28 protein-coding genes, 1 tRNA gene and 1 pseudogene are annotated in these 22,498 nt (G+C 66.5%); 18 read left to right on the top strand and 12 right to left on the bottom strand.

Annotated features, from left to right (window positions below; all coding sequences use genetic code 11):
- Positions 1 to 159: 159 nt before the first annotated feature.
- A complete protein-coding gene (locus ACWCO2_RS24670; protein ID WP_450130127.1) occupies positions 160 to 1,482 on the top strand; it encodes a hypothetical protein in 1,323 nt (440 codons plus the stop codon).
- A 53-nt stretch (positions 1,483 to 1,535) separates the two neighbouring features.
- Here ACWCO2_RS24670 and ACWCO2_RS24665 read toward each other — a convergent pair whose 3' ends face one another.
- Positions 1,536 to 2,195: an alpha/beta fold hydrolase gene (locus tag ACWCO2_RS24665; protein WP_450130126.1), complete on the bottom strand. Its 660-nt coding sequence runs from the start codon at positions 2,193 to 2,195 to the stop codon at positions 1,536 to 1,538.
- Between the two features lie 75 nt (positions 2,196 to 2,270).
- Positions 2,271 to 2,747, bottom strand: a complete 477-nt coding sequence (locus ACWCO2_RS24660; protein ID WP_450130125.1) for a MarR family winged helix-turn-helix transcriptional regulator — start codon at positions 2,745 to 2,747, stop codon at positions 2,271 to 2,273.
- Between the two features lie 57 nt (positions 2,748 to 2,804).
- Between ACWCO2_RS24660 and ACWCO2_RS24655 the strand changes: the two genes are divergently transcribed.
- From ACWCO2_RS24655 to ACWCO2_RS24635, 5 genes are all read left to right on the top strand, one after another.
- Positions 2,805 to 3,350, top strand: coding sequence for a carboxymuconolactone decarboxylase family protein (locus ACWCO2_RS24655; RefSeq protein WP_450130124.1), 546 nt, complete (start codon positions 2,805 to 2,807; stop codon positions 3,348 to 3,350).
- A gap of 55 nt (positions 3,351 to 3,405) precedes the next feature.
- Positions 3,406 to 4,371 (top strand): nucleoside hydrolase, encoded by a 966-nt coding sequence (locus ACWCO2_RS24650; RefSeq protein WP_450130123.1) that lies wholly within the window; start codon positions 3,406 to 3,408, stop codon positions 4,369 to 4,371.
- A 121-nt stretch (positions 4,372 to 4,492) separates the two neighbouring features.
- On the top strand, positions 4,493 to 5,602 hold the full coding sequence (locus ACWCO2_RS24645) for a YDG/SRA domain-containing protein (RefSeq protein WP_450130122.1): 1,110 nt from the start codon (positions 4,493 to 4,495) through the stop codon (positions 5,600 to 5,602).
- 199 nt (positions 5,603 to 5,801) lie between these two features.
- Positions 5,802 to 6,044 (top strand): DUF397 domain-containing protein, encoded by a 243-nt coding sequence (locus ACWCO2_RS24640; protein ID WP_450130121.1) that lies wholly within the window; start codon positions 5,802 to 5,804, stop codon positions 6,042 to 6,044.
- A gap of 9 nt (positions 6,045 to 6,053) precedes the next feature.
- Complete coding sequence (locus tag ACWCO2_RS24635) at positions 6,054 to 6,242, top strand: DUF397 domain-containing protein (RefSeq protein WP_450130120.1); 189 nt, start codon at positions 6,054 to 6,056, stop codon at positions 6,240 to 6,242.
- A 144-nt stretch (positions 6,243 to 6,386) separates the two neighbouring features.
- Here the strand turns inward: ACWCO2_RS24635 and ACWCO2_RS24630 are convergent, their stop codons facing one another.
- The gene (locus ACWCO2_RS24630) at positions 6,387 to 6,968 is read right to left on the bottom strand and encodes a TIGR03086 family metal-binding protein (RefSeq protein ID WP_450130119.1); all 582 of its coding nucleotides are present in this window, start codon (positions 6,966 to 6,968) and stop codon (positions 6,387 to 6,389) included.
- A 62-nt stretch (positions 6,969 to 7,030) separates the two neighbouring features.
- Here ACWCO2_RS24630 and ACWCO2_RS24625 point away from each other — a divergent pair, with 62 nt between their 5' ends.
- Entirely contained in the window at positions 7,031 to 7,771 is a 741-nt protein-coding gene (locus ACWCO2_RS24625; RefSeq protein WP_450130118.1) for an AraC family transcriptional regulator, read from the top strand.
- Here the strand turns inward: ACWCO2_RS24625 and ACWCO2_RS24620 are convergent.
- A complete protein-coding gene (locus tag ACWCO2_RS24620) occupies positions 7,765 to 8,190 on the bottom strand; it encodes a MerR family transcriptional regulator (protein ID WP_450130117.1) in 426 nt (141 codons plus the stop codon). The genes ACWCO2_RS24625 and ACWCO2_RS24620 overlap by 7 nt on opposite strands.
- A gap of 99 nt (positions 8,191 to 8,289) precedes the next feature.
- Between ACWCO2_RS24620 and ACWCO2_RS24615 the strand changes: the two genes are divergently transcribed.
- Entirely contained in the window at positions 8,290 to 8,838 is a 549-nt protein-coding gene (locus ACWCO2_RS24615; RefSeq protein WP_450130116.1) for a class I SAM-dependent methyltransferase, read from the top strand.
- Positions 8,839 to 8,890: 52 nt separating this feature from the next.
- Here the strand turns inward: ACWCO2_RS24615 and ACWCO2_RS24610 are convergent, their stop codons facing one another.
- Positions 8,891 to 9,385, bottom strand: a complete 495-nt coding sequence (locus ACWCO2_RS24610; protein ID WP_450130115.1) for a Pycsar system effector family protein — start codon at positions 9,383 to 9,385, stop codon at positions 8,891 to 8,893.
- Positions 9,386 to 9,602: 217 nt separating this feature from the next.
- Here ACWCO2_RS24610 and ACWCO2_RS24605 point away from each other — a divergent pair, with 217 nt between their 5' ends.
- Positions 9,603 to 10,196 carry a DUF6506 family protein gene (locus ACWCO2_RS24605; protein ID WP_450130114.1) on the top strand — a complete coding sequence of 198 codons (594 nt, stop codon included), beginning with the start codon at positions 9,603 to 9,605 and terminating at the stop codon, positions 10,194 to 10,196.
- A gap of 111 nt (positions 10,197 to 10,307) precedes the next feature.
- Here the strand turns inward: ACWCO2_RS24605 and ACWCO2_RS24600 are convergent, their stop codons facing one another.
- From ACWCO2_RS24600 to ACWCO2_RS24585, 4 genes are all read right to left on the bottom strand, one after another.
- Positions 10,308 to 11,144 (bottom strand): SAM-dependent methyltransferase, encoded by an 837-nt coding sequence (locus ACWCO2_RS24600; RefSeq protein ID WP_450130113.1) that lies wholly within the window; start codon positions 11,142 to 11,144, stop codon positions 10,308 to 10,310.
- 89 nt (positions 11,145 to 11,233) lie between these two features.
- Complete coding sequence (locus ACWCO2_RS24595) at positions 11,234 to 11,560, bottom strand: DUF4333 domain-containing protein (RefSeq protein WP_450130112.1); 327 nt, start codon at positions 11,558 to 11,560, stop codon at positions 11,234 to 11,236.
- Positions 11,561 to 12,077: 517 nt separating this feature from the next.
- A complete protein-coding gene (locus ACWCO2_RS24590; RefSeq protein ID WP_450130111.1) occupies positions 12,078 to 12,599 on the bottom strand; it encodes a hypothetical protein in 522 nt (173 codons plus the stop codon).
- A 62-nt stretch (positions 12,600 to 12,661) separates the two neighbouring features.
- On the bottom strand, positions 12,662 to 13,432 hold the full coding sequence (locus ACWCO2_RS24585; protein WP_450130110.1) for a cutinase family protein: 771 nt from the start codon (positions 13,430 to 13,432) through the stop codon (positions 12,662 to 12,664).
- 755 nt (positions 13,433 to 14,187) lie between these two features.
- Between ACWCO2_RS24585 and ACWCO2_RS24580 the strand changes: the two genes are divergently transcribed.
- Positions 14,188 to 14,517, top strand: coding sequence for a GYD domain-containing protein (locus ACWCO2_RS24580; RefSeq protein WP_450130109.1), 330 nt, complete (start codon positions 14,188 to 14,190; stop codon positions 14,515 to 14,517).
- Between the two features lie 456 nt (positions 14,518 to 14,973).
- Here the strand turns inward: ACWCO2_RS24580 and ACWCO2_RS24575 are convergent.
- The 3 genes and pseudogenes from ACWCO2_RS24575 to ACWCO2_RS24565 form a co-directional block, all read right to left on the bottom strand.
- A pseudogene (locus tag ACWCO2_RS24575) lies at positions 14,974 to 15,381 on the bottom strand (nucleotidyl transferase AbiEii/AbiGii toxin family protein); the annotation flags it as partial.
- A gap of 31 nt (positions 15,382 to 15,412) precedes the next feature.
- Positions 15,413 to 16,045 carry a type IV toxin-antitoxin system AbiEi family antitoxin gene (locus ACWCO2_RS24570; RefSeq protein ID WP_450130108.1) on the bottom strand — a complete coding sequence of 211 codons (633 nt, stop codon included), beginning with the start codon at positions 16,043 to 16,045 and terminating at the stop codon, positions 15,413 to 15,415.
- 170 nt (positions 16,046 to 16,215) lie between these two features.
- A tRNA-Ser gene (locus tag ACWCO2_RS24565) sits at positions 16,216 to 16,306 on the bottom strand.
- A gap of 275 nt (positions 16,307 to 16,581) precedes the next feature.
- Between ACWCO2_RS24565 and ACWCO2_RS24560 the strand changes: the two genes are divergently transcribed.
- The 8 genes from ACWCO2_RS24560 to ACWCO2_RS24525 all read left to right on the top strand — a co-directional run bounded on the left by ACWCO2_RS24560 (position 16,582) and on the right by ACWCO2_RS24525 (position 22,485).
- Positions 16,582 to 17,787: a helix-turn-helix domain-containing protein gene (locus ACWCO2_RS24560; RefSeq protein WP_450130107.1), complete on the top strand. Its 1,206-nt coding sequence runs from the start codon at positions 16,582 to 16,584 to the stop codon at positions 17,785 to 17,787.
- Positions 17,788 to 17,846: 59 nt separating this feature from the next.
- On the top strand, positions 17,847 to 18,143 hold the full coding sequence (locus ACWCO2_RS24555; RefSeq protein ID WP_450130106.1) for a hypothetical protein: 297 nt from the start codon (positions 17,847 to 17,849) through the stop codon (positions 18,141 to 18,143).
- Positions 18,140 to 18,592: a hypothetical protein gene (locus tag ACWCO2_RS24550; RefSeq protein WP_450130105.1), complete on the top strand. Its 453-nt coding sequence runs from the start codon at positions 18,140 to 18,142 to the stop codon at positions 18,590 to 18,592. The genes ACWCO2_RS24555 and ACWCO2_RS24550 overlap by 4 nt, the downstream gene beginning before the upstream one ends.
- 5 nt (positions 18,593 to 18,597) lie before the next feature.
- The gene (locus ACWCO2_RS24545; RefSeq protein WP_450130104.1) at positions 18,598 to 18,930 is read left to right on the top strand and encodes a hypothetical protein; all 333 of its coding nucleotides are present in this window, start codon (positions 18,598 to 18,600) and stop codon (positions 18,928 to 18,930) included.
- 361 nt (positions 18,931 to 19,291) lie between these two features.
- Positions 19,292 to 20,179, top strand: a complete 888-nt coding sequence (locus ACWCO2_RS24540; RefSeq protein WP_450130103.1) for a radical SAM/SPASM domain-containing protein — start codon at positions 19,292 to 19,294, stop codon at positions 20,177 to 20,179.
- Positions 20,180 to 20,186: 7 nt separating this feature from the next.
- Positions 20,187 to 20,933, top strand: a complete 747-nt coding sequence (locus ACWCO2_RS24535; protein ID WP_450130102.1) for an AAA family ATPase — start codon at positions 20,187 to 20,189, stop codon at positions 20,931 to 20,933.
- Positions 20,933 to 21,769 carry a phosphotransferase gene (locus ACWCO2_RS24530; RefSeq protein ID WP_450130101.1) on the top strand — a complete coding sequence of 279 codons (837 nt, stop codon included), beginning with the start codon at positions 20,933 to 20,935 and terminating at the stop codon, positions 21,767 to 21,769. The genes ACWCO2_RS24535 and ACWCO2_RS24530 overlap by 1 nt, the downstream gene beginning before the upstream one ends.
- Before the next feature lie 173 nt (positions 21,770 to 21,942).
- On the top strand, positions 21,943 to 22,485 hold the full coding sequence (locus ACWCO2_RS24525; protein WP_450130100.1) for an N-acetyltransferase family protein: 543 nt from the start codon (positions 21,943 to 21,945) through the stop codon (positions 22,483 to 22,485).
- Positions 22,486 to 22,498 lie beyond the last annotated feature (13 nt).

The raw sequence follows: 22,498 nt of genomic DNA, 5'->3' as shown, positions 1-22,498 counted from the left end.
CGATGCTAGTGTCGGTATTCTTATACCGGCACTCATCGCACGCGAGGTATCCGTGATCGAGCTGAAGACACCCACCGAGGTCCAGCGCATGCACGCGCCGACAGCCCGTTCACGCCCTGCAAGTAGGTCCGGGGCTAGCCTCACCGCGTGGGGAATGACATGAGCGGGATCGAGCCGGAGTTCGCCGACGCGGCGATGGACGAGTACGGCGCCGAGGCGCCGATGGGTTTCAAGGAGCTGCTCGGGCTGCCGGACCAGCTCCCGCCGATGAGGCTGCCGTCGGACGAGGAACTGGCGGCTGCCGCCCGGCAGAGCACGTTGCTCGACCGTCTTCGGAAGTTGGCGCTGCGGGCCGTCGAGAGCCCGGCTGAGGAGTGGGCAGCTGCCGATGTGATCGCAGCCGCCGAGGCGCTCGGAGTGCGAGTGCCGGAATCGGTCGACGAGCTGGACGACATCCCGGACCTGGCCTTCCTGTGGGCCTTGGCGGTCGATGCGGGGTTCTTCGACCCCGACCACCCGGACGTGCCGGGGCCGGCGCTCGAGGAATGGCCGGACGGCGGCGTCGACGAAGTGCTGGACGCTTGGTCCGACGTCCTGGGCCTGATCGTCGAAGGTGGCTTCGACAGCGAAGACACCGATCTCGACCTGGACGACGTCGGTGCTTTCACCATGACGATGTTGTTCTTGGCCCGAAACGACGGCATGCCCGTCGCGGAGCTGCGGAGCATGATCGCGGACCTCGCCGACGCCGAGCCGGATGAGTGGGATGCCTGGGTCGCGACCAGCGGCGACCCCGCCGATCGACTGCTCGCGATGCTGACCGATCTGGGCGCGGCACTGGTCGACGGGGGGATCGCACGGCTGACCCCGCTCGGGCAGTACGCGTTCGTCGGCGCGTTGACCGAGAGCGGTGTCGAGGTGCCGCTGCTTCCGCCGGTCGAGGAGACGACTGCCGAGGACCTAGTGGCGTTCGCCAAGGGCGTCGGGGACGCCGAGCTGGAAGCCGAACTGGAGGCGTGGATCGCGTCCCGCACCCCGGCGGAAGCGCTCGACGGTCTGCTCACCGCTGCTGCGGCGGGAGCCGTCGAGGACCGGATGATCGCGGTGACCATCGCGAAATCCATCGAGGGCGAACAGCGGTGGCGCCAGGCGCTGGACGAGCCCACGCTGCGGCCGTACGCGAAGATGGTGTTCCAGGAGCTCGGCGGCGAAGAACCCGAGTACGAGCTGACCGAGGCCGAAGCGGCATGGCTGCTCACCGATCTGCTGTCGACCGCTTCGGATGCCGCCGATCCCGACGAAATCCCAGCTCTGCTGGCGGAATCCGTTCCGGCCGGGCAAGAGGTGGAGATCTTCGAGCAGATCTGGCGCTTGGACCACCCGCACGCGCGCGAGGTGCTCGAGCTGATCGGCAAAACCCACCCGGACAAGCAGATCGCCAAGGCTGCCCGCAAAGCCGCTCTCAAGGTCCAGTCGCGCTGAGGGGCGTGAGTGTTGAAACCGGCTCCAACCGGTTTCAACACTCACGACCTGGATCAGGCGGCGTCGAGGAGGATCTTGCGGAAGTCGTCGAAGGCTTCGCCGACGATGTTGTGGCTGATCGGCAACGTGCGGACGTGCCACGACGGGTCGTCCTTCAGTCGCTCGTAGGTCTGCGTGAGCGGGGAGTTCTCGAACTCGGAGCAGTAGACGTACTCGCGGCGCGGAACCCGGCGGTGCGCGCCGGTCAGCCGGATCCGCTGGGTCATCGTGGCGAGCGGGTGCGGCACCGTGCGCTCGTCCAGGATCGGCAGCGGCGCGAACGCGAACCCGTCGGCACCAGCGCCGCCCGCGTACCAGTCGTGCCAGATCCCGTCGGTCAGCGACCAGGCCGAATCCCCGTCCTCGGGCGCGAAAGCGTCGACGTGGAGCAGGGTCGCGATCCGCTCCGGCACCCGGTCGGCGACGCCGGTGATCACCATCCCAGCGTAGCTGTGCCCGCACAGGACGACATCGCGCAGGTCCTCCGACTCCAGCAGTCGCACCACGTCGTCGATGTGGGTGTCCAGGTTGACCCCGGCCGCCGACTCCTGCGGCCCCAACCCGGTCAACGTCACCGGGTACGCGGTGTGCCCCGCAGCGCGCAGCTCCGCCGCGATCTCCTCGTACCACCAGCCGCCGTGACAAGCCCCCGGAACCAGCACGTACGTCGCCATGTTTCCTCCTCGAATCGCTCTACAGCCGACCCTAGGAGTCCTTCAGGACAGGATCTGTCCACAAGGAAAACTGCTTTACGAAGAGGCGCCGAACCACCCCGGGACGTCCAGGCGGAAGGAACTGCTCGGAACCATCGCGCGCAGGCCGGATTCCAGGCCGTGCAACTGTTCCGCGCCCAATTTTTCCGCCCACTGCGCACGCAGGTCGTCGAAGATCGCCGCGGATCGTGTCAGCGCATCCACGCCCCGGTCGGTGAGCTGGAGCAGCTTCCGCCGCGCGTCGGCCGGATCGTCCGCGCGTTCCACGTAGCCCAGCTTCTCCAGGCGGTCGGCCGTTTTTCCGGCTGCCTGCTTGGAGATTCCGAGCCGGCGTCCGAGCTCGCTGGCGGTCGCACCGTCCGGACCGATGGCCTGCATGGCGAACCCGTACGCCGGTCGCACATCGGGGTGTCCCTGCTCGGCGAGTTCGGCGTGCAGCTGGTCGATCAGCGACCGGAAGCCCGCGAACAACAGCAGCGGCAGCTCGAACCCCGGAGTCTCAGCGCTTGCCATATTCGACAACCTCGTTTACTTTTTCGTCAACCACGTTGTCGATCCTAGGGGACTGACTTGTTCGTCGACCACACCACCGAGACCGCGCCGGAAGCCTCCCGCCGGCTCATGGAAGCCACCACCAAGCGCCTCGGCTACCTGCCTTCAGCCATGGCTCGACTCGCCGAATCACCGCACCTGCTCGAAGGATTCCTCAAGCTCAGCGCGATGTTCGAGGCGACGACCCTGGACCCGCTAGCCCGCGAGGTCGTCATCATGACGATCGCGACTCGCAACGACTGCCACGTCTGCGTCGCGATGCACTCCGCGAAGCTGGCCGGCCTGAACGCGGATCCCGAACTCGTCGACGCGTTGCGACGCCAGCGCTCGTTGGACGATCCGCGCCTCGAGTCGATCCGCGTGTTCACGCTGCAGCTCGTGGAACGCGCCGGTTCCGTGGAATCCCAGGAGCTGCAAGCATTCCTGGCACACGGCTACACCAAGCAGAACGCGCTGGAAGTGGTGCTCGGCATCGGCGCCTACACCGCCTCCACCCTGGCCAACCGCCTGGTCGACGCGCCGATGGACGAGCAGCTCGCCCCGTTCGCCTGGGCCAGCAGTTGATCCACTGCGTGTGGTTCCATCGAGTGAACTGGTTCGCCGTCGCGCAGGAGATGCCATGCCCGAAACCATCCCGCTGGTGATCGACACCGACACAGCGCAGGACGACTGCATCGCCCTGCTCGCGGGCCTGCTCGACCCGCGAGCCGATCTGCGAGCCGTGACGATGGTGGCGGGCAACGTCGACTTCGACCACCAGGTCCGCAACGCCCACCTGACCTGCAACGTCGCCGGCCGCCTCGGCGAGGTCCCGATCCACCTGGGCTGCCGCCGCCCGATGGTCCGCCCGTGGGAAAGCGCGGAAGACGTCCACGGCGACGGCGCAGGCGGCCTGACGATGGACATGACCGACTGCGTGCCGGAATCCGAACACGCGGTGGACGCCCTGATCCGCCTGGCAGCGGAGACCCCCGGCGAACTGTCGATCGTCGCGATCGGCCCGCTGACCAACATCGCAACGGCACTGGTCAAAGACCCGACCTTCGTCGAAAACGTCAAAACCCTCTACGTGATGGGCGGTTCCAACAACGCTCGCGGCAACATCACCGCAGCAGCGGAGTTCAACTTCTACGTAGACCCAGAAGCAGCCAAAACGGTCTTCGCAGCAGGCTTCGACATCGTCGTGATCCCCTGGGCCCCGCTAACCCTCGACCAAGCAGTCTTCGACCAACTAAAACTGGACGAGATCGCGGCCCTGAACACCCCGCTGGCGGACTTCTTCACCAAAGTCTGCGCAGCAACCCTCGACTTCGACCGAAGCGTCGGCATCAACGGCACCACCCACCCAGACTCCCTAACCGCAGCAGTCCTCCTCCACCCAGACCTGATCACCCGAAGCGCCAGCTACCACGTCGACGTAGAAACAGCAGGCGACCTAACCCGCGGCTACGCAGCAATGTCCTGGGGAGTCCACGGCCTAACCCCCAACGCAACAGTCATCGAGGAGATCAACGCCCCGGCGTTCTACACCTACATCAAGAACCTCCTCGCCACCGACGCCAAGCCAACCCGCGCGATGACGTGACCGTGGCACCTGGCATGTAGGCGTTGCCGGACTGGAGCAATTCCACCCGTTTGGGGCGTTCGCTCTTTAGGGTGAGCGCATGGGGATTCGCGATTTGACTAGGGACGCCGTCGTCACCGCAATGGCGGAACACGATGAGCTGGGGCAGCGGAAATTCTGCCGGAAGTACGGCGCCAAGCCTTCGAGGGAACTGGCGATCGTCGAAGGTCGGAATCTCTACGACGCGGCCTCGATCGTCGCGGGTGCGCACCACATCGCCACCGGATCCCCGGTCGACCTGCAACAGCTCACCACTCGTGAGGCAGGGATCGCGGAGCTGATGAGCTCGTTCGGCCTGACGGCCGTCCAACCGACGGTGGCCAGGGCGTTGGTCGACGCAGCCAACTTCGGCGAGGTCGCCGGTGTCGAAGAAGGCCGAGTTTTCGCGGACCGGCGGCAGTTGTACGACGCTGACGTTCACCGGGCCTTGCAAGACGGGATCGTGGGTACCAAGGACCGAGGCGCGGAATCCATCGTCCTGTCCGGAGGCTACGAGGATGACGAGGACCACGGCACGGTCATCATCTACACCGGCCGCGGCGGGCAAGACAGCAAAGGGCGGCAAATCGACCACCAAACCTTCGAAGACACGAAGAACGCCGCCCTGTGTACCAGCACGTTCACGGGTGAATCAGTGCGGGTGATCCGCGGAAGCACGACGGAGGGCTACCGGTACGACGGGCTGTTCAACGTGGTGGACGCGTGGCTCGGCAAAGGAGTTCGCGGGTATCGAATTTGCCGCTACCGCTTGGAGAAGTGCGGCAGCGACTCGGCGGCGGCAGATCTCGAGACACCGGTGCTGGGGCGAAAACTGCCAAAGGGCAATGAAAACCCGGGGCGACGCGTTATCAAGCAGCAGCGGATCGTTCGATCGACCCGAGTTGCGGAAGGTGTCAAGAAGATCCACGACTACCGGTGCCAGGTCTGTGCTGTGCGGTTGGAGGTTGGGGCCTACGCCTATGCAGAAGGGGCGCACATCAAGCCGTTGGGAACTCCGCACAACGGGCCGGACGTTCCGGAGAACATCCTGTGTCTCTGCGCGAACTGCCACGTCCTCTTCGACAAGGGAGCCATCTTGATCGCAGACGACCTCACGGTGTCTCGCGGTGGGGAAGACGTCCAACTCCGCGTGGACGACAGTCATCGGATCGGTGGCGAGTACCTCGCGTACCACCGGTCGATACACATCTGATCCGGTGCCCGTCAGACCAGGTCGGCTCGCTGGAGTCGTTTGGCGTTGGGGCTTCCTCGGAGGTGGTTGGTGGCCGGGCGCGGGGGAGGGGGTCGCGCCCGGCCACCTGGGGTGGGCCGGTGCGGCGGTGGTATGCGAGAGAATCGCGAAAGATGCTCAAGAGAGCGTTGAAGGCGGTAGATGCTGAGAGGTGATCCGAATGGATGCCATCACCCACTGGCGAACTTCCAGTCGCAGCAACGGACAAGGCGGCATGTGCGTCGAGGTCGGCTGGCGGAAGTCCAGCTACAGCGCGAGCCGGAACGGCTGCGTCGAGGTCAGCACTGGTATTGAGGTCGTTGGTGTTCGGGACACCAAGGACCGCGACGGCGGGACGCTCATGTTCCAGCCGCAGGCTTGGGCCCTGTTCTTACGCTCGCTCAAGGCCGACCTGCTCGGGTAGGAGAGCTTGATGGAAGCGGTTGTCAACTGGCGAAAGTCGAGCCGAAGCGCCGGGCAGGGAAACTGCGTTGAGGTCGGGAGCGGGCCCGGCATCGTCGCAGTTCGGGATACGAAGGACCGGGATGGTGCCGTGCTGACGTTCCCGACGGGGCAGTGGGCAGCGTTCGTCGCGGATTTACGGGCGGAGCCTCCGGCGTAGGCGCATAGCTCCCCGTCAGACCAGGCCCGCTTCGTGGGTGAGTAGGGCTATTTGGGGTTTCTGTTGGTGAGGTTTAGCTTCGTCGCCGACATGCGGAAGTGCTGGAGGCCGGTGTAGGGGCAGTCAGAGCAGAACTGCCGAGCGTCACGGCGTCCAGGTGGGGTTTCGGCCGGTTAGGGCGAGGAGTCGGTCCAAAGTGGATGCTGATTCCGGGACCGTCACCTCGGCGGCGAAGACGCCCATCGCGCGGCCCTGGTCCGCCGTCTTCGCGGCTTCTCCGCGGGCGTAGTCGAGGAGGGCTTCGTCGAGCTCCACGTCTTGGCCGGTCGCCTTCGCCAGGTCCCAGGCGTGCACCGCGAATTCGATCACGACCATCCCGCCGACCAGCGACGCCGGGAGTTCGGTGGGACCGCCCATGTGCGTGGTTCCCGTCCACGCGCCGGATGCGCTCCAAGCCTGCGCCGTGCGGTCCAGCTGCTGTGTGACGGCCTTCTGCCAGTCGCCTCCGGTGAGGTCAACGTCCGTCTCGGCGGCAGCAGGCGGCGGGACGGCTTCCTTGCGGGCGCCGGCTTCCAGGGACGGACCCCAGAACAGCAGGTGGTTCAGCAGGTCGCGCACGGTGTACTCGGTGCACGGGGTGGGCGCGGCGAGCTGGCTGGGTTCGATGCCTCCGACGACCTCGGTCAGAGCCGATGCCGCGTTGCTCAGGTGCTGTGCTTCGGACATGCTTCGCAGCCAACCACCGCTGGGTGGCGGTGTCTTGAAGGAACGCGACATACACTCCGTCCGTGGTCAGGGATGTGCGGGAACTCGGTGGCGCGTGGCGGGATTTCCAGCGCCACTCCTTCCCGGAGCCGTCGCCGGACCTGGCCCGGTACGTGGCGCGCTACTGGGTCGTGTCCTGGGACTACCGTGAGCCGTACCGGCAGCTGATCGTGCCTTATCCGAACGTGCACCTGACGTTCCAGGACGGCCGCGCGACCATCACCGGTGTCTCCAGCGGGCACCAGGTCAGGGTGTTGTCGGGGCGCAGCAGCGTGTTCGGTGTGGCGTTTCGGCCCGGCTGCTTCCGACCGTTCCTGCGCGCGCCGGTTTCGACGATCGCCGACCGCTCGATCGACGCCCGCGAGGTCTTCGCCTCAGCCTTGGCGACACCCGACGTCTCAGCCGTCGAGCACCTCCTCCGAGCACACGCACCCGAGCCGGATCCGAAGGCGGAGCAAGCTGCGGACGTAGTCGCGATGATCGCCGCGAAACCCGAGATCACCAGGGTCGACGCGCTGGCGCGGGAGTCCAGCACGAGCGTCCGGCAGCTGCAGCGCCTGTTCGCGGAGTACGTGGGCATCGGCCCGAAGTGGGTGATCCGCCGCTACCGCCTGCACGAGGTGACCGAGTGGATGGCGAAGGGTGCGGACCTGGACTGGGCATCGGTGGCGGCCGAACTCGGCTACGCCGACCAAGCCCACCTCACCCGGGACTTCAAGTCCCTCTTCGGCGAACCCCCAACCCACCACGCCCAGCGCTACTGACGCATCTCCGCTGCCAGCTGCTCGAAGGGCATTCCGTCGACCAAGCGGTCGAGAGTGCCCGTCATGTGCGGACATTCGCGCGCTGGGTGCTCTGCCGGGCACATGAGCGCATGGGTGAGGAAGTCCTTGGCGCCCTGAGCTCGCTCGATCAGGTCTTCCAGCTCGGAGATCTGCTCGCCGACGACGACCCGCCACTGGCTGCTCGACTCGTCGAGCACCGCGGCGGCCGTGTCGAGGCGGATCCCCAGTTTCAGCGCGATCTGGAGGAACGCCAGCCGGCGCATCTCCGGCCTGCCGTAGACCCGAGTTCCCCGCACCCGCCCCGCGGGCCGCACGAGACCGCGCTCCTCGTAGTAGCGCAGCGTCGACGTCCGCACGCCGAGGCGTTCGGCGGCTTCGCCGATCGGAATCAGGTCCATGCCTCCATTTGACTTCAACCCGACTTGAAGCGGAAGGCTGAACGCGTGGCAACCGTGAAACCCTGGTCCAGGAGCGGGCCGATCCGGTCACCGTTCGCGATGCCGAGCGGTCTGGGCGGCTGGTTCGCCGGCCGCATCATGTTGTGGCTGAACGACCAGCAGGACGTCGTGGACCTGCTCGACGTCCGGTCAGGTGAGGAAGTGCTGGAAGTCGGCCACGGCCCCGGCGGGCTGATCCGCCGGCTCCAGCGGACTCCCGCGAAGCGGATCTGCGGTGTCGATCCGTCGCGGCAGATGTGCGACCTCGTCGAGCGTCGGCACCGGGCGGACGGGCGGATCGAGGTACGGCGGGGAACGGCTGATCAGACGGGTTATCGCGAGGCGGAGTTCGACTGCGCGGTGTCGGTGAACAACGTGGCCATCTGGCCGGATCTCGAACGGGGTTTGGACGAACTCCGCCGCGTGACCCGCCCCGGCGGGCGGGTCCTGATCGCCTGGCACGGCGGAACCCGACCGAACCGGGTCGCGCGGGCCCAAGCCCTCCCGGAGGACAAGCTCATGCGGATCGAACAGGAACTCGGCAGTCGATTCACGACCACCACCCGTCACGAACTGACCAACCTCACCACCTGGCTCGCCGTCCGCTGAGACGCTCGTGAATGGCGATGGTCGTTAGGTCGACCATCGCCGCTCACGAACGTCAGGCCAAGGCCGCAGACGCGATGGCCGCAGCGATCGCGAGGAGCAGCGCGCTGATGATGAGCAGGCTCGCCGTGCGCAGCAGCTTGAACTTCTTCGCCCCGACCTGCGCGACGACGAGCAGTCGCTCGCGATGCCAACGCTGCGGATCATCCGCGATGCGCGTGAAGTGGCGCAGCAGTTCGGTGTCGGTCATCGATTCGTAGGTGGTGAAACCACTCCGTCGCAGCCGAGGCCGCACGCTCCACAGCAGGAGCAGCAAGGCGAGCGCGAGCAGCGCCAACGCGGCCCAGAACAGCAGAACTGCCGCAAGCGGTGCGGCAGCACCGGGCAGCACGGCGATCCCGACGGCGAGAATGGGGCTGAACACCGCGAGCAGGGTGCTGGTCTTGGTCTCGGTACGAGCCAGCGCCGCGTCGCCACGGCTCAGCTCGTCCTGGAGCAGTCTCTCCACTGTCTCCGAATCGACCGTCACATCGACCTCGGGTTCGCTCATGCCGGAATCATGGCGTACCGAAGTCCGTTCTCGATGGGCTTTCGCATCGGCCGTCGTGATCGGGGCCTTCAACGGTCGCCAGCACGGGCGTCATGTCCGCGAAGCCACGAGCGTCCTGGTGGGGGCGCCATCGGCGTGGGCACACCCGACTGCGGGGAATGGACGCGGAGGGCTGGGCATTGAACAGCTCAGCACCAAGTCAACTGGGAGGTGTCCGGTGGGACCGATCGACACGATGTTCGTCTTCCTGGCTCCGGGGGCCGAGCGCACTGGTCAGCGGATCGAGCAGCAGGTCGCGGGCGGGGTCAACGCGTTCGTGTGGGTGCCCGACGCCGACGCCGCTGCCGAGGCGGTCGCCGTGCAGGCCGCGGCCGGGCTTGAACTGGTCGAGCTGTACCGCGGTTTCAGCTTGGGGGAGGCGCGGCAGGTCGTCGAGTCGGTCGACGATCGCGCCCCGGTGGGAGTTTCGGGTTTCGGCTTCAGCGCCGGAACCGGCGGGCAGGTAGGCGATTCCGTGACCATCTACGGCGCCGATCTCACCGATCCCGGCGTGCGGAGGGTCGATGCGGAGATCGACGGGCGGCGCACGTCGGTGGTGCCGGTCGCCGATGCCGCCGGTGCTGTTGCGGCAGCAGCCGAAGCGGTAGCCGCGGGTGCGGAGGTCGTGGAGATCTGCGGCGGCACCCCGCTGACCACCGCAGCGCTGGTCGAGGACGAACTGGCCGGTGGCGCTGCGGTCGGATTGGTCTCCTGGCCTTTCGAAGCGCTTCCCGGCGCGGCCGCTTACCGGGCCGCGTTCGAGGCCAGGTGACCGTTGACCTGTCTCGTGGGGAGCGAGCGCGGTCTTCAGCGACGCGGTGACCATCCGATCAACCGAATCCACGGGCAAGCCGGAATCCACCCCCGCGCCCCGGCCGCTGCTTCACCCGGGAAGGATTCCGACCGCTGCGTAGCTGTTGGTGCGGGCTGCTGAGTCGGGGTCGACGGGGGTTTCCGGGCGCCAGTCGGGGAGCAGGACCAGGCCGGGGTCGACGAGTTGGTAGCCGGGCAGCAGGTCGGCGATCTGCTCGGGGCTGCGCAGGGTTCCGGGGGTGGAGGTGCGGTTGTAGACCGCGTGGCCGCCGGAGAGCTGGTCGTCGGTGAAGGTCACCGGGGACAGGTGCGACAGCGCCAGGTAGCTGCCCGGCGCGCATGCCGCGCGGTAGCGGCGCATGATGTCCGCCGGGCGGTCGTCGTCGCCCACGAAGTGCAGTATTGCGACGGCCAGCAAACCGATCGGCTTGGTGAAGTCCAGCAGCTCGGTGACGCCCGGAGCGTTCAGCACGGCGTCGGGCTCGCGGATGTCCTCCTGGGTGATGGTCACCTGCGGAGTGCTGCTGAGCAGTGCTCGGGCGTGCGCGACCGCGACCGGCTCACAGTCCACATAGGCCACTCGCGCAGCAGGGTTGGTGGCGTGGGCGACCTCGTGCACGTTGCCGACGGTCGGGATGCCCGACCCGAGGTCGATGAACTGGTCGATGCCCTGCTCGACCATGAACTGCACTGCGCGCCCGAGGAACGCGCGGTTGGCCACGGCCCACTCCCGGCCGGTGGGCACGATCGAGAGGAACTGCTTGGCGGCCTCCCGGTCGGCTACGAAGTTCGCGTTGCCACCGAGGTAGTAGTCGTACATCCGCGCGGCGTTGGGCGAATCGATGTCCACCACGCCGTGGATGTCGGCCATCGCCGCCAGTCTTGGATCGGCCTCGTCACCAGTCACAACGGCATGATCGCCGAGCCCCCGGCCGAGTGGCAACCCCCCGGCTCTGCGGGCGGAGGGCTTTCCGGTGACCTCCGCCCGGCCGACCGTCACTTCATCGGTTCGTTGTCGACCTGGATGTCGAACTTCGCCTTGTCGCCCTCGACGGACGTGACGGTGACGGTGACGCCGTAGCGGGTGTCAGCGGCGGTCAGCTCGCACCGCTCGGACTCGCCGACCTCGGCCTTCAGCGGGTTCGCGCAGGACACCGAGTCGGGCGCTTGCCCCACGGTCTTGGTGAGCTGCTCGGTGATCTGCGTTTCCAGGGTCTCCGTGCTCAGGGTGTTCCCCCCGACGGAGAAGCTCGCCGAGCAACCGGTGAGCAGCAGACTTCCGCAAGCCGCGACGAGGGCCATGGTGCGGGTAGCGCGTGACATGCTGATCTCCTCCGATCAGGTGTGCATCCGAGCGGATGCAGTCGAGAACTTCCCGTCGGCACCCCGCGGCGCAGTCGGAGTCGGCAAGCCGTTGCAGGTCAGCGCTGTATCCGCCCATCACTCCGCCCCCCAACGAGCCGTTTGTCGTGATCACGAGTCATCTTCGCAGAAGACCGATTCCGATCAGGGGGTTTTGCGAGGATTTCCGATCCGATGGCTCCGCTCGCCGAGGTGGGGGTTGATCTCGAACGGGATCAGCCCCCACTGCTGTTACCACCGGTTTTGCGACCCCGGCAGGATTCGAACCTGCGACACCCGCTTTAGGAGATCTTGCTTTCGGTCCTTGCTGGACAGGCGCGGATTTCCCCTGTGAACTCAACGGATTCCGATTGCGAACACTGGTTGCTCAGCGTCGGTTGCGGACGTTTCCGGTTGATTCCGGGGGTAAGATGGGGGCTCGTATCAGGATCACGGGTAGACAGCCGCTGTCTCGTCGCCGCACCTGAGCAGCTCATGATCAGTGTTGAAGTACTGCCTTGGCGGCCACGATGATCAGGCCGAGCACGAGGTTGACGGTGCCGACGGACACCAACTCCCACCGAGAAGCGCCCGCCCGCAAGACTGCCGCGCTGGCCCACCCGACTTGCTGGGTCACAGCCAACCCGAGCGCCAGCCACGCCGCACCCCTCGGGCCCAGGTCCAGCAACGGGCTGATCGCGACAGCGGCGGCAGGCAGAACAGCTGCCTGCACGATCGGCCATTCCCGGGCGCAGACGCCCCAGATCTCGCGCCGCGTCACGGGCTCGTGCCGCAACCGGTCGCCGACGAAGTTGGCGTAGGCGTGCGCGGCCCAGAACACCACCCCGGTGCAGAGCAGGAGCAGCACCAACTGAAGACGCGGGTACTCGCTGTGCAAGCTGGCTCCGGCCACCACCGACGCGGCCAGCAGCGAGCCGTAGATCGCGCCGGTGTAATCGGTCCGGGCCGTGTCAGGCAGTCGCTGGGCTGCGGAATCGTCGTCGTTGGTGCCTCCGGTCACTCTCGTAGGATCGCCGGAAAGGCTGCGCGCCGCCCGACGTCCGCATGCTCCAGGCCCCTCATTCATTTTCCCGAGGCATTGGTTACCAAAGTTTGCACACCGCTTTGAATTGCCTTTTTTGTGTACGAACAATGGATCCCGCAAGATTTTTGCAAGTTTCGAGCGTCTCTGAATTGGCTGACAATATCATTGCCATATCCTTCGCCGCATACTGGATCACGAGGGAGGCATAGCGATGTAAAACGGTCCCCTAGTGGCTTCGGGGGTATGTAGGGATTGATTCCCATGTTGACCCTTTGCGCAAGTCCTTGTCCGCGATCTCCGTTGTTCCATTGCGGGTCGCCAAGCACGAGCACCGCTGAGATTTGAGACACCTGAGCCGACTCGGCATTGTTGTGTATCCACTGATCGATAATCCATGCGCCTTCCGAATAGCCAACAAGAACGAGGCGCGCCGGGCGACAGGCGTTAGCTGCGGCAATCGCAGCATTGTTGAGGTCGTCCGTGGCGCGCGAAATGGGGTCGCGACTTCGCGCATCTATAATTTGGCTGAAAAATTCGGGAAAAGTCAGCTTTGGATGTTTTAGGAATACAGCTGTGGATTTGAGTCCTTTTTTCTCTGCTAATGAGTTGAACTGGGTCCAAGCGGTCTGGATGGTGGATGAGGAACTGTCTTCGTTGAGTCCATGCAGGCCGATGAACGTGAAGGGGCATCCGGCAGCCTGCGCTGCAGGGGCAACTGACTCTTGCTTCGCGGTTCCCGCGGCCGTCGGCGTTACGAGTGCCAATGGAAGCATTATAAGCGTGACCAAAAGCGTCAAACGGCGAATCATGGCTGTTCACCTTCGGGCGTAAGGGTGTTCCGGTGCACCCCTATCGTTGGTGGGCGACCCGTCACCGTGACTACAAGTCGGCGAACCTATCGATTCAACGAGACCATCTGCACTGTGGCTCTAGCAGGACGCGCAGTACAGGGACCAAATACCTAGTTTGCCCACTTTTGGTGTCGGCTTTCCGAGTCTCGGCCCGGATCGGATTCGGTCCTGCCAGGGGGAGGGTTTCAGTCGATGTGGAGCTAGACTTGCTCAGCTCAGCAAGGAAGAAATGAAAGTGATTCCACTCTGCCTTGAATGCGACCAAATGCTAGTACGCCAGCAGTAGATCGTGATCTTGCTGGTAGGGGTGCTGGAAACACAGGTGCGGCCACCGATGATCATGGTGTTTGTGAGGACAACTCAAGACCAAGCGGTGGCCGCTGACCCCAGCGTAGACCCCGCCGGATGGCAGTCGATCTTCGAGTCGGTGATGAGTCGGGTCGCCGGCCGGTTCGCCCGTGTCGAACCGCGCCGCACGGCACGCGCGTTCATCACCGGATTGTTGGCCGGTTTGGCCCGGTCGACCAGGGCACGGCCGTCGCGGTAGCGGACGATAGGCGGACGGGTTCTCACTTTCGAACTCCACTGTGGATCATTGGTGCGTCGTTCGGCTTTCGGGCCCATTTGGGGTAGAGCGTTTGCGCACATCCCATCGACGGCACCATGCTTCTCGACGACCTGCAATTGGTACCTACGAACGATGGATCGAGGGCGTGATCGAAGTGACTAAGTACCTGGTGCGAGCGGCTTACACCACCGAGGGTGTCAAGGGTCTGCGCAAGAAAGGCGGCACGGCCCGGGTGGACGCCATTCGGAGCGTGGCGGACAAGCTCGGCGGCAAGTTGGAGTCGTTCTACTTCGCCTTCGGCGACTACGACACCTACCTCATCGTCGACCTGCCGGACAACGCCTCGGCGGCGTCGATCGGACTGGCCGTCAGCGGCTCCGGTGCCGCTCGCACCGATACCGTCGTCCTGATGACTCCTGCCGAGGTCGACGAGGCCGTGTCGAAGGAGTTCGACTACCGGCCCCCGGGCGCGTGACGTCGTCGAACAGGGATACGCACTCGGGGACCGTTGCCCCCGTTGTTGATCATCCGCTTGACGTCGTAGATGTGTTCCACCGCGTGCTCGGCAACGAGCCGGGCCCCCCACCGCTTCAACGCGTCGTCCTTCGGGATGCCCTTCAAGCGGTGGTGACCCTAATCGCCCACCGCCCGTCGATCCGGTAGCGGTGGTAGTTCGGGTAGTCCACCCGCACGATCCCCTTGCGGGGGTTGGGCTTGCTCATGCTCGGCGGTCCATTTGCGACGTGAGGCAGCGGTGGAGGGGTTCGGGGGGTGGTGCAGAGCGGGCAGACGATGGGTGCCGGGGCGCGGCCGTCGAGGGGCTGAACCTCGACGGCCCCGTTGTCGTGCTATGTGTTTTGGATCTTCTGCCACGCGTTCCGGACGTTGTCCAGTGCCTCGCCGGCGGTGATCTGCAGCCGCGTTTGCCCGGCTAGTTCACGTCGCCAGGTGTTCTCGTCAGGAGGCGTGACGAACTGGTTGGCTGTTGGCCTCTTGTTCGTCGGCCCGTACTTCCTGAACAGGTCCGCTGCGGCCGGATCCAGTGCTCCGATGTTTGCAAGCAGCCAGAGTCGTAGAGGTCGCGAGATGCTGCGCGGTCTACCCACGCAGTTGTCCTCCAGGCTGCGAAGGACTCGCAGGTAGGCACCCGCAGGGTGGCTGGCGGTGCGTCCGAATAGCGCTGGACCAGCTCTCGGTGTTCGGTCGGCCAAGGCGCATACCCGGTGCGGTTGAGTAGCTGGATACGCACGGTTGTGCCATCTGGGGCAACGAGGACAGCCGGTTCGACTTCGCGGACTGCTGTCATCGGAGGGCGCCAGGTGAGCCCCGGGTACTCACGCCGGACGGCCCGTAATCGGGGCTGAGCATGGTCAACTGCCTTCGAGGATGCGTTGGAGGGTTGCTCGTCGACGTTGTTTGGTCGCGAGCTCGTGGAGCAGGTCGTGGTCGGCGCGGGGGAGCAGTCCTTGAACTGCCGCGTGGGCTTCCTCTGGTAGGCCGCCGAGCTCGGGGCGGGCGGCGAGATCGAGGAGGGTCTGCTCGACCGTCGTGACCCAACCTCGGCCTAGTTCGGTGGCGTGTTGCTGGACGTCGAGCGCGGCGACGTCGCGGCGGACGAACACGACAGTGGCGTCGCGATCGGTCAACTGCAGCTCTGGTCTGCGTCGGGCTGCAGCGACGACGGCGATTGCGAGCCCGCGTGGAATCGCGCCGTGCACTCGTGCTGCGGACAGTCCTATGAGTGCGACCGAATCGATGCCGTCGTTGGCGGCGGCGATGCCGAGTGCAGCAGCCTCCAGTTCCGGGAGCCAGTGGCGGCCGAGCTGATCATCCGGCACCGCCGCGTAGTACCCGGTGGCGAGTTGGTGCAGCGCTCCGGCGCGGGTGAGGCGGGCGACTTCGGGGCGTGGATGGGCGTAGACCGCGCCAGCATCCTGCGGGCGCAGGACACGGATCGGTCGGCGAAGAAGCTTAGGAGGTACCCGAGCGGGAGCACGCGCCATGGCTGTCACCTCCGTAGGCTTTTACCCTACGCTTGTAGCACTGTTGGCGGGTGTAGGCGCGCTACTGGCGGTCGTATCTAGTCGATGCGGGTGATCGCGGGGAAGTCGCAGAGTGCGTCGGGCACCGCGGCGTGCTCGATGTGCTAGTCGCACCTGTCGGAATGATGAAGCGCCCCCGGCAGGATTCGAACCTGCGACACCCGCTTTAGGAGAGCGGTTTCGGGGGTATAGCGAGACTTAGCGATGGATAGCCGGATTGGCATACGAGCAGGTAGGAGGTGGTTTTGGGGGCGTGGCGGCTAGCGGCTCATAGCGTCGTCTAGCCGCCGCTGCCCCCAATTTGCCCCCAGTTAAGGACACAATGGACGGTTGGTTTCGGGTGGGCAGGGCCCGGCGCTGCCCAGTTAGAGAGGTTCGTCAGTTGATCGATTGGTCGCTACCCTGGCGGTGCACCTTCTCGCGGAGGTCATGACGCCCCCGGCTGGCCCCCGGGGGCATTCCGCGAGAAACCCCGACTCCGCGAATCGAGGGTGATCATGGGTAGCTTCCCCGAGCCGTACCAGCCGATCGGCGACCGCATCCGCCAGCTACGCGGCAAGCTCTATACCCAACAGGAACTCGCCGATAAGGCACGGGTGTCCGTCGACCTGGTGCGCAAGCTCGAACAGGGAACCCGAACCACTGCCAGGGTCGAGAACCTGCACAAGCTCGCCCTCGCCCTGGACACCACGTTGGCCGACCTGATCGGCCCCGCCCGTATCCCGGACCAAGCACCGAATGAGGGCGCGGTGGAGCTGCGGCACGCCGTCACCGACCTTGATGACCTGATCGGCCCGCCGGCCGACATCGACCCACTCGGCGTCGACGACGCGCAGCGCGCCGAGGTGTACGCGTGGGGCATCTACTGGTCCGGGGACCACGATGCCGCTGCCGCGGCCCTCCCGAGCTTGATCTACGGGCTGCGCGCCGGGTACGCGACCGCGAACCTGCCCGACCGGGCGCCGCTCGCTTACGCCCTGTCCCGAACCTTGTGGGCTGCGGGGTCGACGTTGATGCATCTCCGGCACAACGACGCCGCATCGGCGGCCACCCGGTGGGCTGTGCGGCTCGCCGCCGAGGGTAACGACCCCTGGATGCACGCCACCGTCAAGGGATCGTTGGCGTGGCAGCTCATGGTCTCCGGTCGCTACAACGAGTCGATGACGCTGACCGAACGGGCCGCAGCCAACATCGAGCCGGACGGGTCCGCACCGGCTCCGCACCTGTCGGCCTACGGTTCCCTGCTGATGCAGTCCGGCAACGCCGCGGCGCGAGCCGGGAACGGCGGCGCAGCACGGGACTACCTCGACGCAGCCGCCGAGGTGGCCCGGCGGCTCGGCGAGGACCGCAACGACTACAGCACCACGTTCGGGCCGTCGCTGATTGCGATGCAGTCCGCCGATGTTCACATTGCACTCGGTGACTACGACCGGGCGGTAGCCGCCGCGGCGACGATGCCGAGCCAAGGCGCCGCACTGCCGACGATGGCGCACTGCCGGCACCTTGCCGATCGAGCGCTTGCCCATGTTCGCCTCGGCCAGCCCGAAACGGCGTTGCCGCTCATGGCCACAGCGGTGCAGTCGTCGCCGAACTGGGCCAAGCACCAGCAGTTGCCGAAGGTCGTTGTGCGCGAGCTGCTGCACACCACCAAACAGCGGTCGAGTGTGCTTCGGAACCTGGCCTCGACGCTCGGAGTGAGCTGATCGGGTAGTAGGACAAAGCGTCCTACCCGACCGAAGATCACCGCTCATACGTTCCAGGTATGAGCACGGTCGACAGCTGCCCCACCAGCCCACACACCCACCGGGTGTTCTGGCTGCCGGTACCCGACCAACAGGTACCGGCAGCCGGTGAGGTTGGCGACGGGGCTGGGGTGCGAGCAGGCACCCGTCATGCGTTCTGGGGTCGCCGCTGGGACGGCCAAGAGGCCGAGTGCCAAACAGTGTGCGGCGTGGTGGTCAACCTGGATGAGTCGTCACCGCTGGACTGGATCAGCATGGCGGAGTGCGGCGACTGCCGGGCCGAGATCCTGCGGGTTCGGGGCGGGGTACGGCCATGACCGTGATTCTCGCCCGCCGGACAACCGGAACCGCGACCCAACGCGTTGTGCACGCCTGGCCTGCGGACCAGACCGGCGACGTAGTGCGCGCGTTGTGCGGAGCGACAGCGCAGGTCCGTGATCTCGAACGTTGCGGCCAAGTCGGAATGCCGTGCGAAGCCTGCACCTTCATCGCCGTCGAGCTGGCCCAGCAGGCGAAGGCGCCCGCTTCGCCACGAATCGAGCGGGAGCCGGCCGTGCCCTACGCCGTCGACCGAACAGATTCGACGATGTGCCACGACGTGCCCGAGATCCCCACCGTTGAGTCGTTCGACGGGCAGCTGGTCGTCGTCACCGCGTGCGGGGTACACGCGTTGCTGAAATCCGGCACGCCCACGGGAAAGCGGTGCCCGGAGTGCAGGCAACAACACGATGTTGCCCAGCTCGACATGGGAAGGGCGATCCTGTGATCGCCGTGCTGATTGCAGCCGCCGCGGTTGCTCTAGTGCTCACCGGATGGTGGGCGGCGCGCTACCTCGCCGAGCAGGGCAAACACGCCGGGGCTGGCGAGGGTGCGTTGACGGTTGAGCAGCTGCTCGCCGAGGCCGACGCCGAGGATGAGCCCGGTGGTCGGCACCGGCTTCGCGAGCCGCTGGTGATGCGTGGGGACCTGGCCGACGACCTCGCGGTGGTGGAAACGCGGCTGCTGCCACCCGCTGAGGCCGGGTTGCCGTTCGACGACGCCGAATTCATGGCGTCCCACCGGTGGACGTTGCGCCATCTCCTAGTCGGGCTCCAGAACTTGTAGAGCTCGGCGGGGCATCGGCCGAAGCCTTCCGGTTGGTCCCCCGCCGAAACCACGTGCCCGCTCCGCTGACCCCCAGGGCGGACGGGCACCCCGGATGGTCGGGCAGGCGACGGCCCCTCGGCGCCACCCGGCCATCCATTTCCGCCCCCGGCGAGGCGCTGCTGACGGTGATCTGAGCTCGGCTTGGCCGGGCCTGCGGCAGCGGGGTCGACGCGCGGCAACGGCGCCGCAACCAACCCGCCCGCGCCGGGGGCGCTCCCCGAGGAAACCGCCCCGGTGCCGGCCCCCGAACGGCACCGGGGCACGCGGACCAACCAAGTGGAATGGACGGACAGGGCAAGAACGAGTTCGGAGGTTCACTGTGGACGAACGGATTTCGTTTGTGTGGCTGGAAATCACGGGGAAATGCCAACTGGAGTGCACGCACTGCTACGCCGAGTCCGGCCCGACCGGCAACCATGGTGTGATGCAGGTGGGCGACTGGCGGCGGGTCGTCGACCAGGCCGCCGAGCTCGGCGCCGGGATGGTGCAGTTCATCGGCGGCGAGCCGACCCTGCACCCGGCGTTACCGGCGCTGATCAACCACGCGCTCGGTCGCGGCGTTGAGGTCGAGGTGTTCACCAACATGGTCAGCATCCACCCGGTGCTGTGGGACGTGCTCACCCAGCCGGGCGTGCGGTTGGCGACGTCGTACTACTCCACCGACTCCGGCGAGCATGCCGTGATCACCCGGCGGCCGACCTACGAGCGGACCAAGGCCAACATCGTCGAGGCGCTGCGGCGCTCGATCCCGCTGCGGGTGGGTGTGGTGAACCTCTGGGAGGGGCAGCGCAGCGACCAGGCTGTGGCCGAGCTGCGCGAGTTGGGGGTGAGCGAGATCGGAACCGACCGGTTGCGGCAGGTCGGGCGCGGGGTGCGCACCGGCGCGGCCGGGCTGGATCAGCTGTGCGGGCATTGCGGCGATGGCAAGATCGCGATCTCACCGACCGGGCAGGTGTGGCCGTGCGTGTTCTCCCGCTGGATGCCGGTCGGCAACGTGCGTGAACGTGCGCTCGCCGAGATCCTGTCCGGGACACGGGCGGGCGAGGTCGGCGAGACACTACGGACCGCCTTCGCCACTCGGCCGAGGTCGGCGTGCGACCCTCAGTGTGGGCCGAACTGCGGCCCGGCCTGCAACCCGTCCTGCTGGCCGCACGGCACCGGGCCATGCGGCCCCAACGGCGGGTGCATGCCGAACTACGACGCCTAGGAGCCCTGTGTTCGTCCGACGCGCCTACGTCAGGGAGGCGAACCGGCCCGGCCGCGCCCAGCGTGGCCGGTGGCCGTTCACGGTGCCGTGCGTGGCCGAGCTCCTCGACGAGGGGCTGCGGTTCGAGGCGCCGGTGACGTTCTTCGTCGGCGACAACGGCTCGGGTAAATCCACGCTCGTCGAGGCGATCGCCGAGGGATTCAAGCTCGATTCCTACGGCGGTCGGCTCGCCGCGTTGCGGGGCCGCCCGAACCCGACCAAGACCCCGCTCGGCGAAGTGCTGACCCTGGAAACGACCGCGGCCGGGTCGCGGATGCTCGGCGGCCCCCGCACCAAGAAGCAAGGCTTTTTCCTGCGCGCTGAAACGGCGTTCCAGATGACCGAGAACCTCGGCGGGGTGTCGGGCTACTGGGAGGACAACACCGCGGAGATGTCGCACGGCGAGGGCTTTCTCGCGGTGTTCCGGGCGATGTTCGCCAAGCCCGGTTTCTACGTGATGGACGAGCCCGAGGCCGCGCTGTCGTTCACGTCGTGTCTGCGGCTGGTCGGGCTGATGCACGAGCTCGGCAAGACTGGCGCGCAGGTGGTGTGCGCGACGCACTCGCCGATCCTGGCCGCCACACCGGGCGCGGACATCATCGAAGTGGGTGAGCACGGGTTCCGGCGGATTAAGTGGGACGAGCTCGAACTCGTCGACCACTGGCGCCGCTACCTGGCCAACCCGGACAGCTACCTCCGGCACATCGTCGACTGATGAGCCCGACCGCCGCCGAGGTCGCCGAGGCCGACCGCCAGTTCGCCGAGTGGATGCGGAGCAACCTCGCACGCGCCGCCGACCGCTTCGGAGTGCAGGTCGACGGCGAGCCGGTATTCGGGTGGCGGCTGCGGTCGATTAGCGCCCCCGCGAACAGCCCGCACGGCCGCCGATGGCTGCGGGTGGTCTCCGAGCAAATCCAGTGGGCACAAGGCGATTGGTGGACGGGTAACACCGACGCCAACGCCATCACCGGCATCCGCAAACCCCACGTGCTCGACTCCGCGGAGTGGGAGATCCCGGAGGTGCGGCGGCAGCGCGCCGAGCTGATGAGCTACGTATCCGGCCGGCGGTGTTCGGACACCGACGCGCTACGGATCGAGGTCGATTTGCCGTCGGCGTGGTGGGGCGAGCTGCGCCGCAGCCTCGACGTGATCAGGTCGACCCCGACGGCGCGGATGCGCAAGGACGAACCGGCCATTCGAAAGGCGATCCGGGATGCGCTCGGGTTGTCGATCGAGGTGCGGGAGTGGGAGACCGTGCACGGTGATCTGCACTGGGCGAACCTGCTGCAACCCGAGCTCGGCATCCTCGATTGGGAGCTCTGGGGCCGCGGCCCGGCCGGCACCGATGCGGCGTCGCTGTACTGCTACAGCCTGCTGGCACCCCGCACCGCGGCGACCGTGTGGGACGCCTTCGCTGATGTTCTCGACGCCCCGAACGGCACCACGGCGTTGCTCTACGTCGCTGCACGCCTGCTGCGCCGGGTAGACATGGGTGACCACCCCGAGCTCGCGGCACCGCTCCGGCGCTTGGTCGACGAGCTCGTGGCGTAGGCCGCAACGACGAAGCGCCCCACGCCGAACCCGTACAGGGCTACGGCGTGGGGCGTCTACGTGTTTGCGGCGCCACTTACGCGCTGCTCCAAAGGTGCTATCCAGGGGTGTCGTCGTCGACGTGCTGAGCATCGCGGGCCAACAACCTGATCTCGGGGGTGCATGCTGACGGGATGGTTGACGCATCGCCGCAGATCTGCGAGCTCACTGATCCCTCTTCTGTCACCTCGATGCTCCGCCAGCAGTTGATCGAGTGCTGGGTGGCCGTGACCAACGCAGGAGGAGCGGTGGGCTTTCCTTTCCCGCCGATCTCCGTCGACGACGTCGCACCCGTCGCCGATGAACTGATCAAGCGGTTACACCCCGACCGCTCTCGACTGCTCCTGGCTCTGGAACACGACAAGATCGCAGGCTGGGTCAACCTTCACCGAGACCCGAAACCGCTCATTGCTCACTGGGGAATCGTGAGTCATCTCCAAACCCATCCCACTGCGCGGGGCCAGGGGGTTGCAACAGTCCTGATGCGCCATGTTCACAGAACCGCACGCGACGGCATGAAGCTGGAGCAACTCCACCTCGCAGTGCGGGGCGGCGCCGGCTTGGAAGATTTCTACAGCCGTCTCGGCTGGGAGGAAGTTGGACGATGGCCTAGCGCACTGCGCCTGGGGCCCAGTGATGACCGGGACGAGGTCTTGATGTTCCGCGCACTTCGTTAGCCGTTCCGCGACT

It is taken from the genome of Saccharopolyspora sp. NPDC002376 (assembly GCF_053593195.1).
This window is presented reverse-complemented; position numbering and strand designations above follow the sequence as displayed.

Excerpts from the sequence above, each read along its gene's own strand:
- ACWCO2_RS24560 (WP_450130107.1), top strand. The coding sequence starts at position 16,582 with ATGGGTAGCTTCCCCGAGCCGTACCAGCCGATCGGCGACCGCATCCGC.
- ACWCO2_RS24570 (WP_450130108.1), bottom strand. The coding sequence starts at position 16,045 with ATGGCGCGTGCTCCCGCTCGGGTACCTCCTAAGCTTCTTCGCCGACCG.
- ACWCO2_RS24665 (WP_450130126.1), bottom strand. The coding sequence starts at position 2,195 with ATGGCGACGTACGTGCTGGTTCCGGGGGCTTGTCACGGCGGCTGGTGG.
- ACWCO2_RS24635 (WP_450130120.1), top strand. The coding sequence starts at position 6,054 with ATGGAAGCGGTTGTCAACTGGCGAAAGTCGAGCCGAAGCGCCGGGCAG.
- ACWCO2_RS24595 (WP_450130112.1), bottom strand. The coding sequence starts at position 11,560 with ATGTCACGCGCTACCCGCACCATGGCCCTCGTCGCGGCTTGCGGAAGT.
- ACWCO2_RS24525 (WP_450130100.1), top strand. The coding sequence starts at position 21,943 with ATGGTTGACGCATCGCCGCAGATCTGCGAGCTCACTGATCCCTCTTCT.
- ACWCO2_RS24645 (WP_450130122.1), top strand. The coding sequence starts at position 4,493 with ATGGCGGAACACGATGAGCTGGGGCAGCGGAAATTCTGCCGGAAGTAC.
- ACWCO2_RS24630 (WP_450130119.1), bottom strand. The coding sequence starts at position 6,968 with ATGTCCGAAGCACAGCACCTGAGCAACGCGGCATCGGCTCTGACCGAG.
- ACWCO2_RS24555 (WP_450130106.1), top strand. The coding sequence starts at position 17,847 with ATGAGCACGGTCGACAGCTGCCCCACCAGCCCACACACCCACCGGGTG.
- ACWCO2_RS24620 (WP_450130117.1), bottom strand. The coding sequence starts at position 8,190 with ATGGACCTGATTCCGATCGGCGAAGCCGCCGAACGCCTCGGCGTGCGG.
- ACWCO2_RS24660 (WP_450130125.1), bottom strand. The coding sequence starts at position 2,747 with ATGGCAAGCGCTGAGACTCCGGGGTTCGAGCTGCCGCTGCTGTTGTTC.
- ACWCO2_RS24640 (WP_450130121.1), top strand. The coding sequence starts at position 5,802 with ATGGATGCCATCACCCACTGGCGAACTTCCAGTCGCAGCAACGGACAA.
- ACWCO2_RS24650 (WP_450130123.1), top strand. The coding sequence starts at position 3,406 with ATGCCCGAAACCATCCCGCTGGTGATCGACACCGACACAGCGCAGGAC.
- ACWCO2_RS24670 (WP_450130127.1), top strand. The coding sequence starts at position 160 with ATGAGCGGGATCGAGCCGGAGTTCGCCGACGCGGCGATGGACGAGTAC.
- ACWCO2_RS24615 (WP_450130116.1), top strand. The coding sequence starts at position 8,290 with ATGCCGAGCGGTCTGGGCGGCTGGTTCGCCGGCCGCATCATGTTGTGG.
- ACWCO2_RS24585 (WP_450130110.1), bottom strand. The coding sequence starts at position 13,432 with ATGATTCGCCGTTTGACGCTTTTGGTCACGCTTATAATGCTTCCATTG.
- ACWCO2_RS24610 (WP_450130115.1), bottom strand. The coding sequence starts at position 9,385 with ATGAGCGAACCCGAGGTCGATGTGACGGTCGATTCGGAGACAGTGGAG.
- ACWCO2_RS24550 (WP_450130105.1), top strand. The coding sequence starts at position 18,140 with ATGACCGTGATTCTCGCCCGCCGGACAACCGGAACCGCGACCCAACGC.
- ACWCO2_RS24530 (WP_450130101.1), top strand. The coding sequence starts at position 20,933 with ATGAGCCCGACCGCCGCCGAGGTCGCCGAGGCCGACCGCCAGTTCGCC.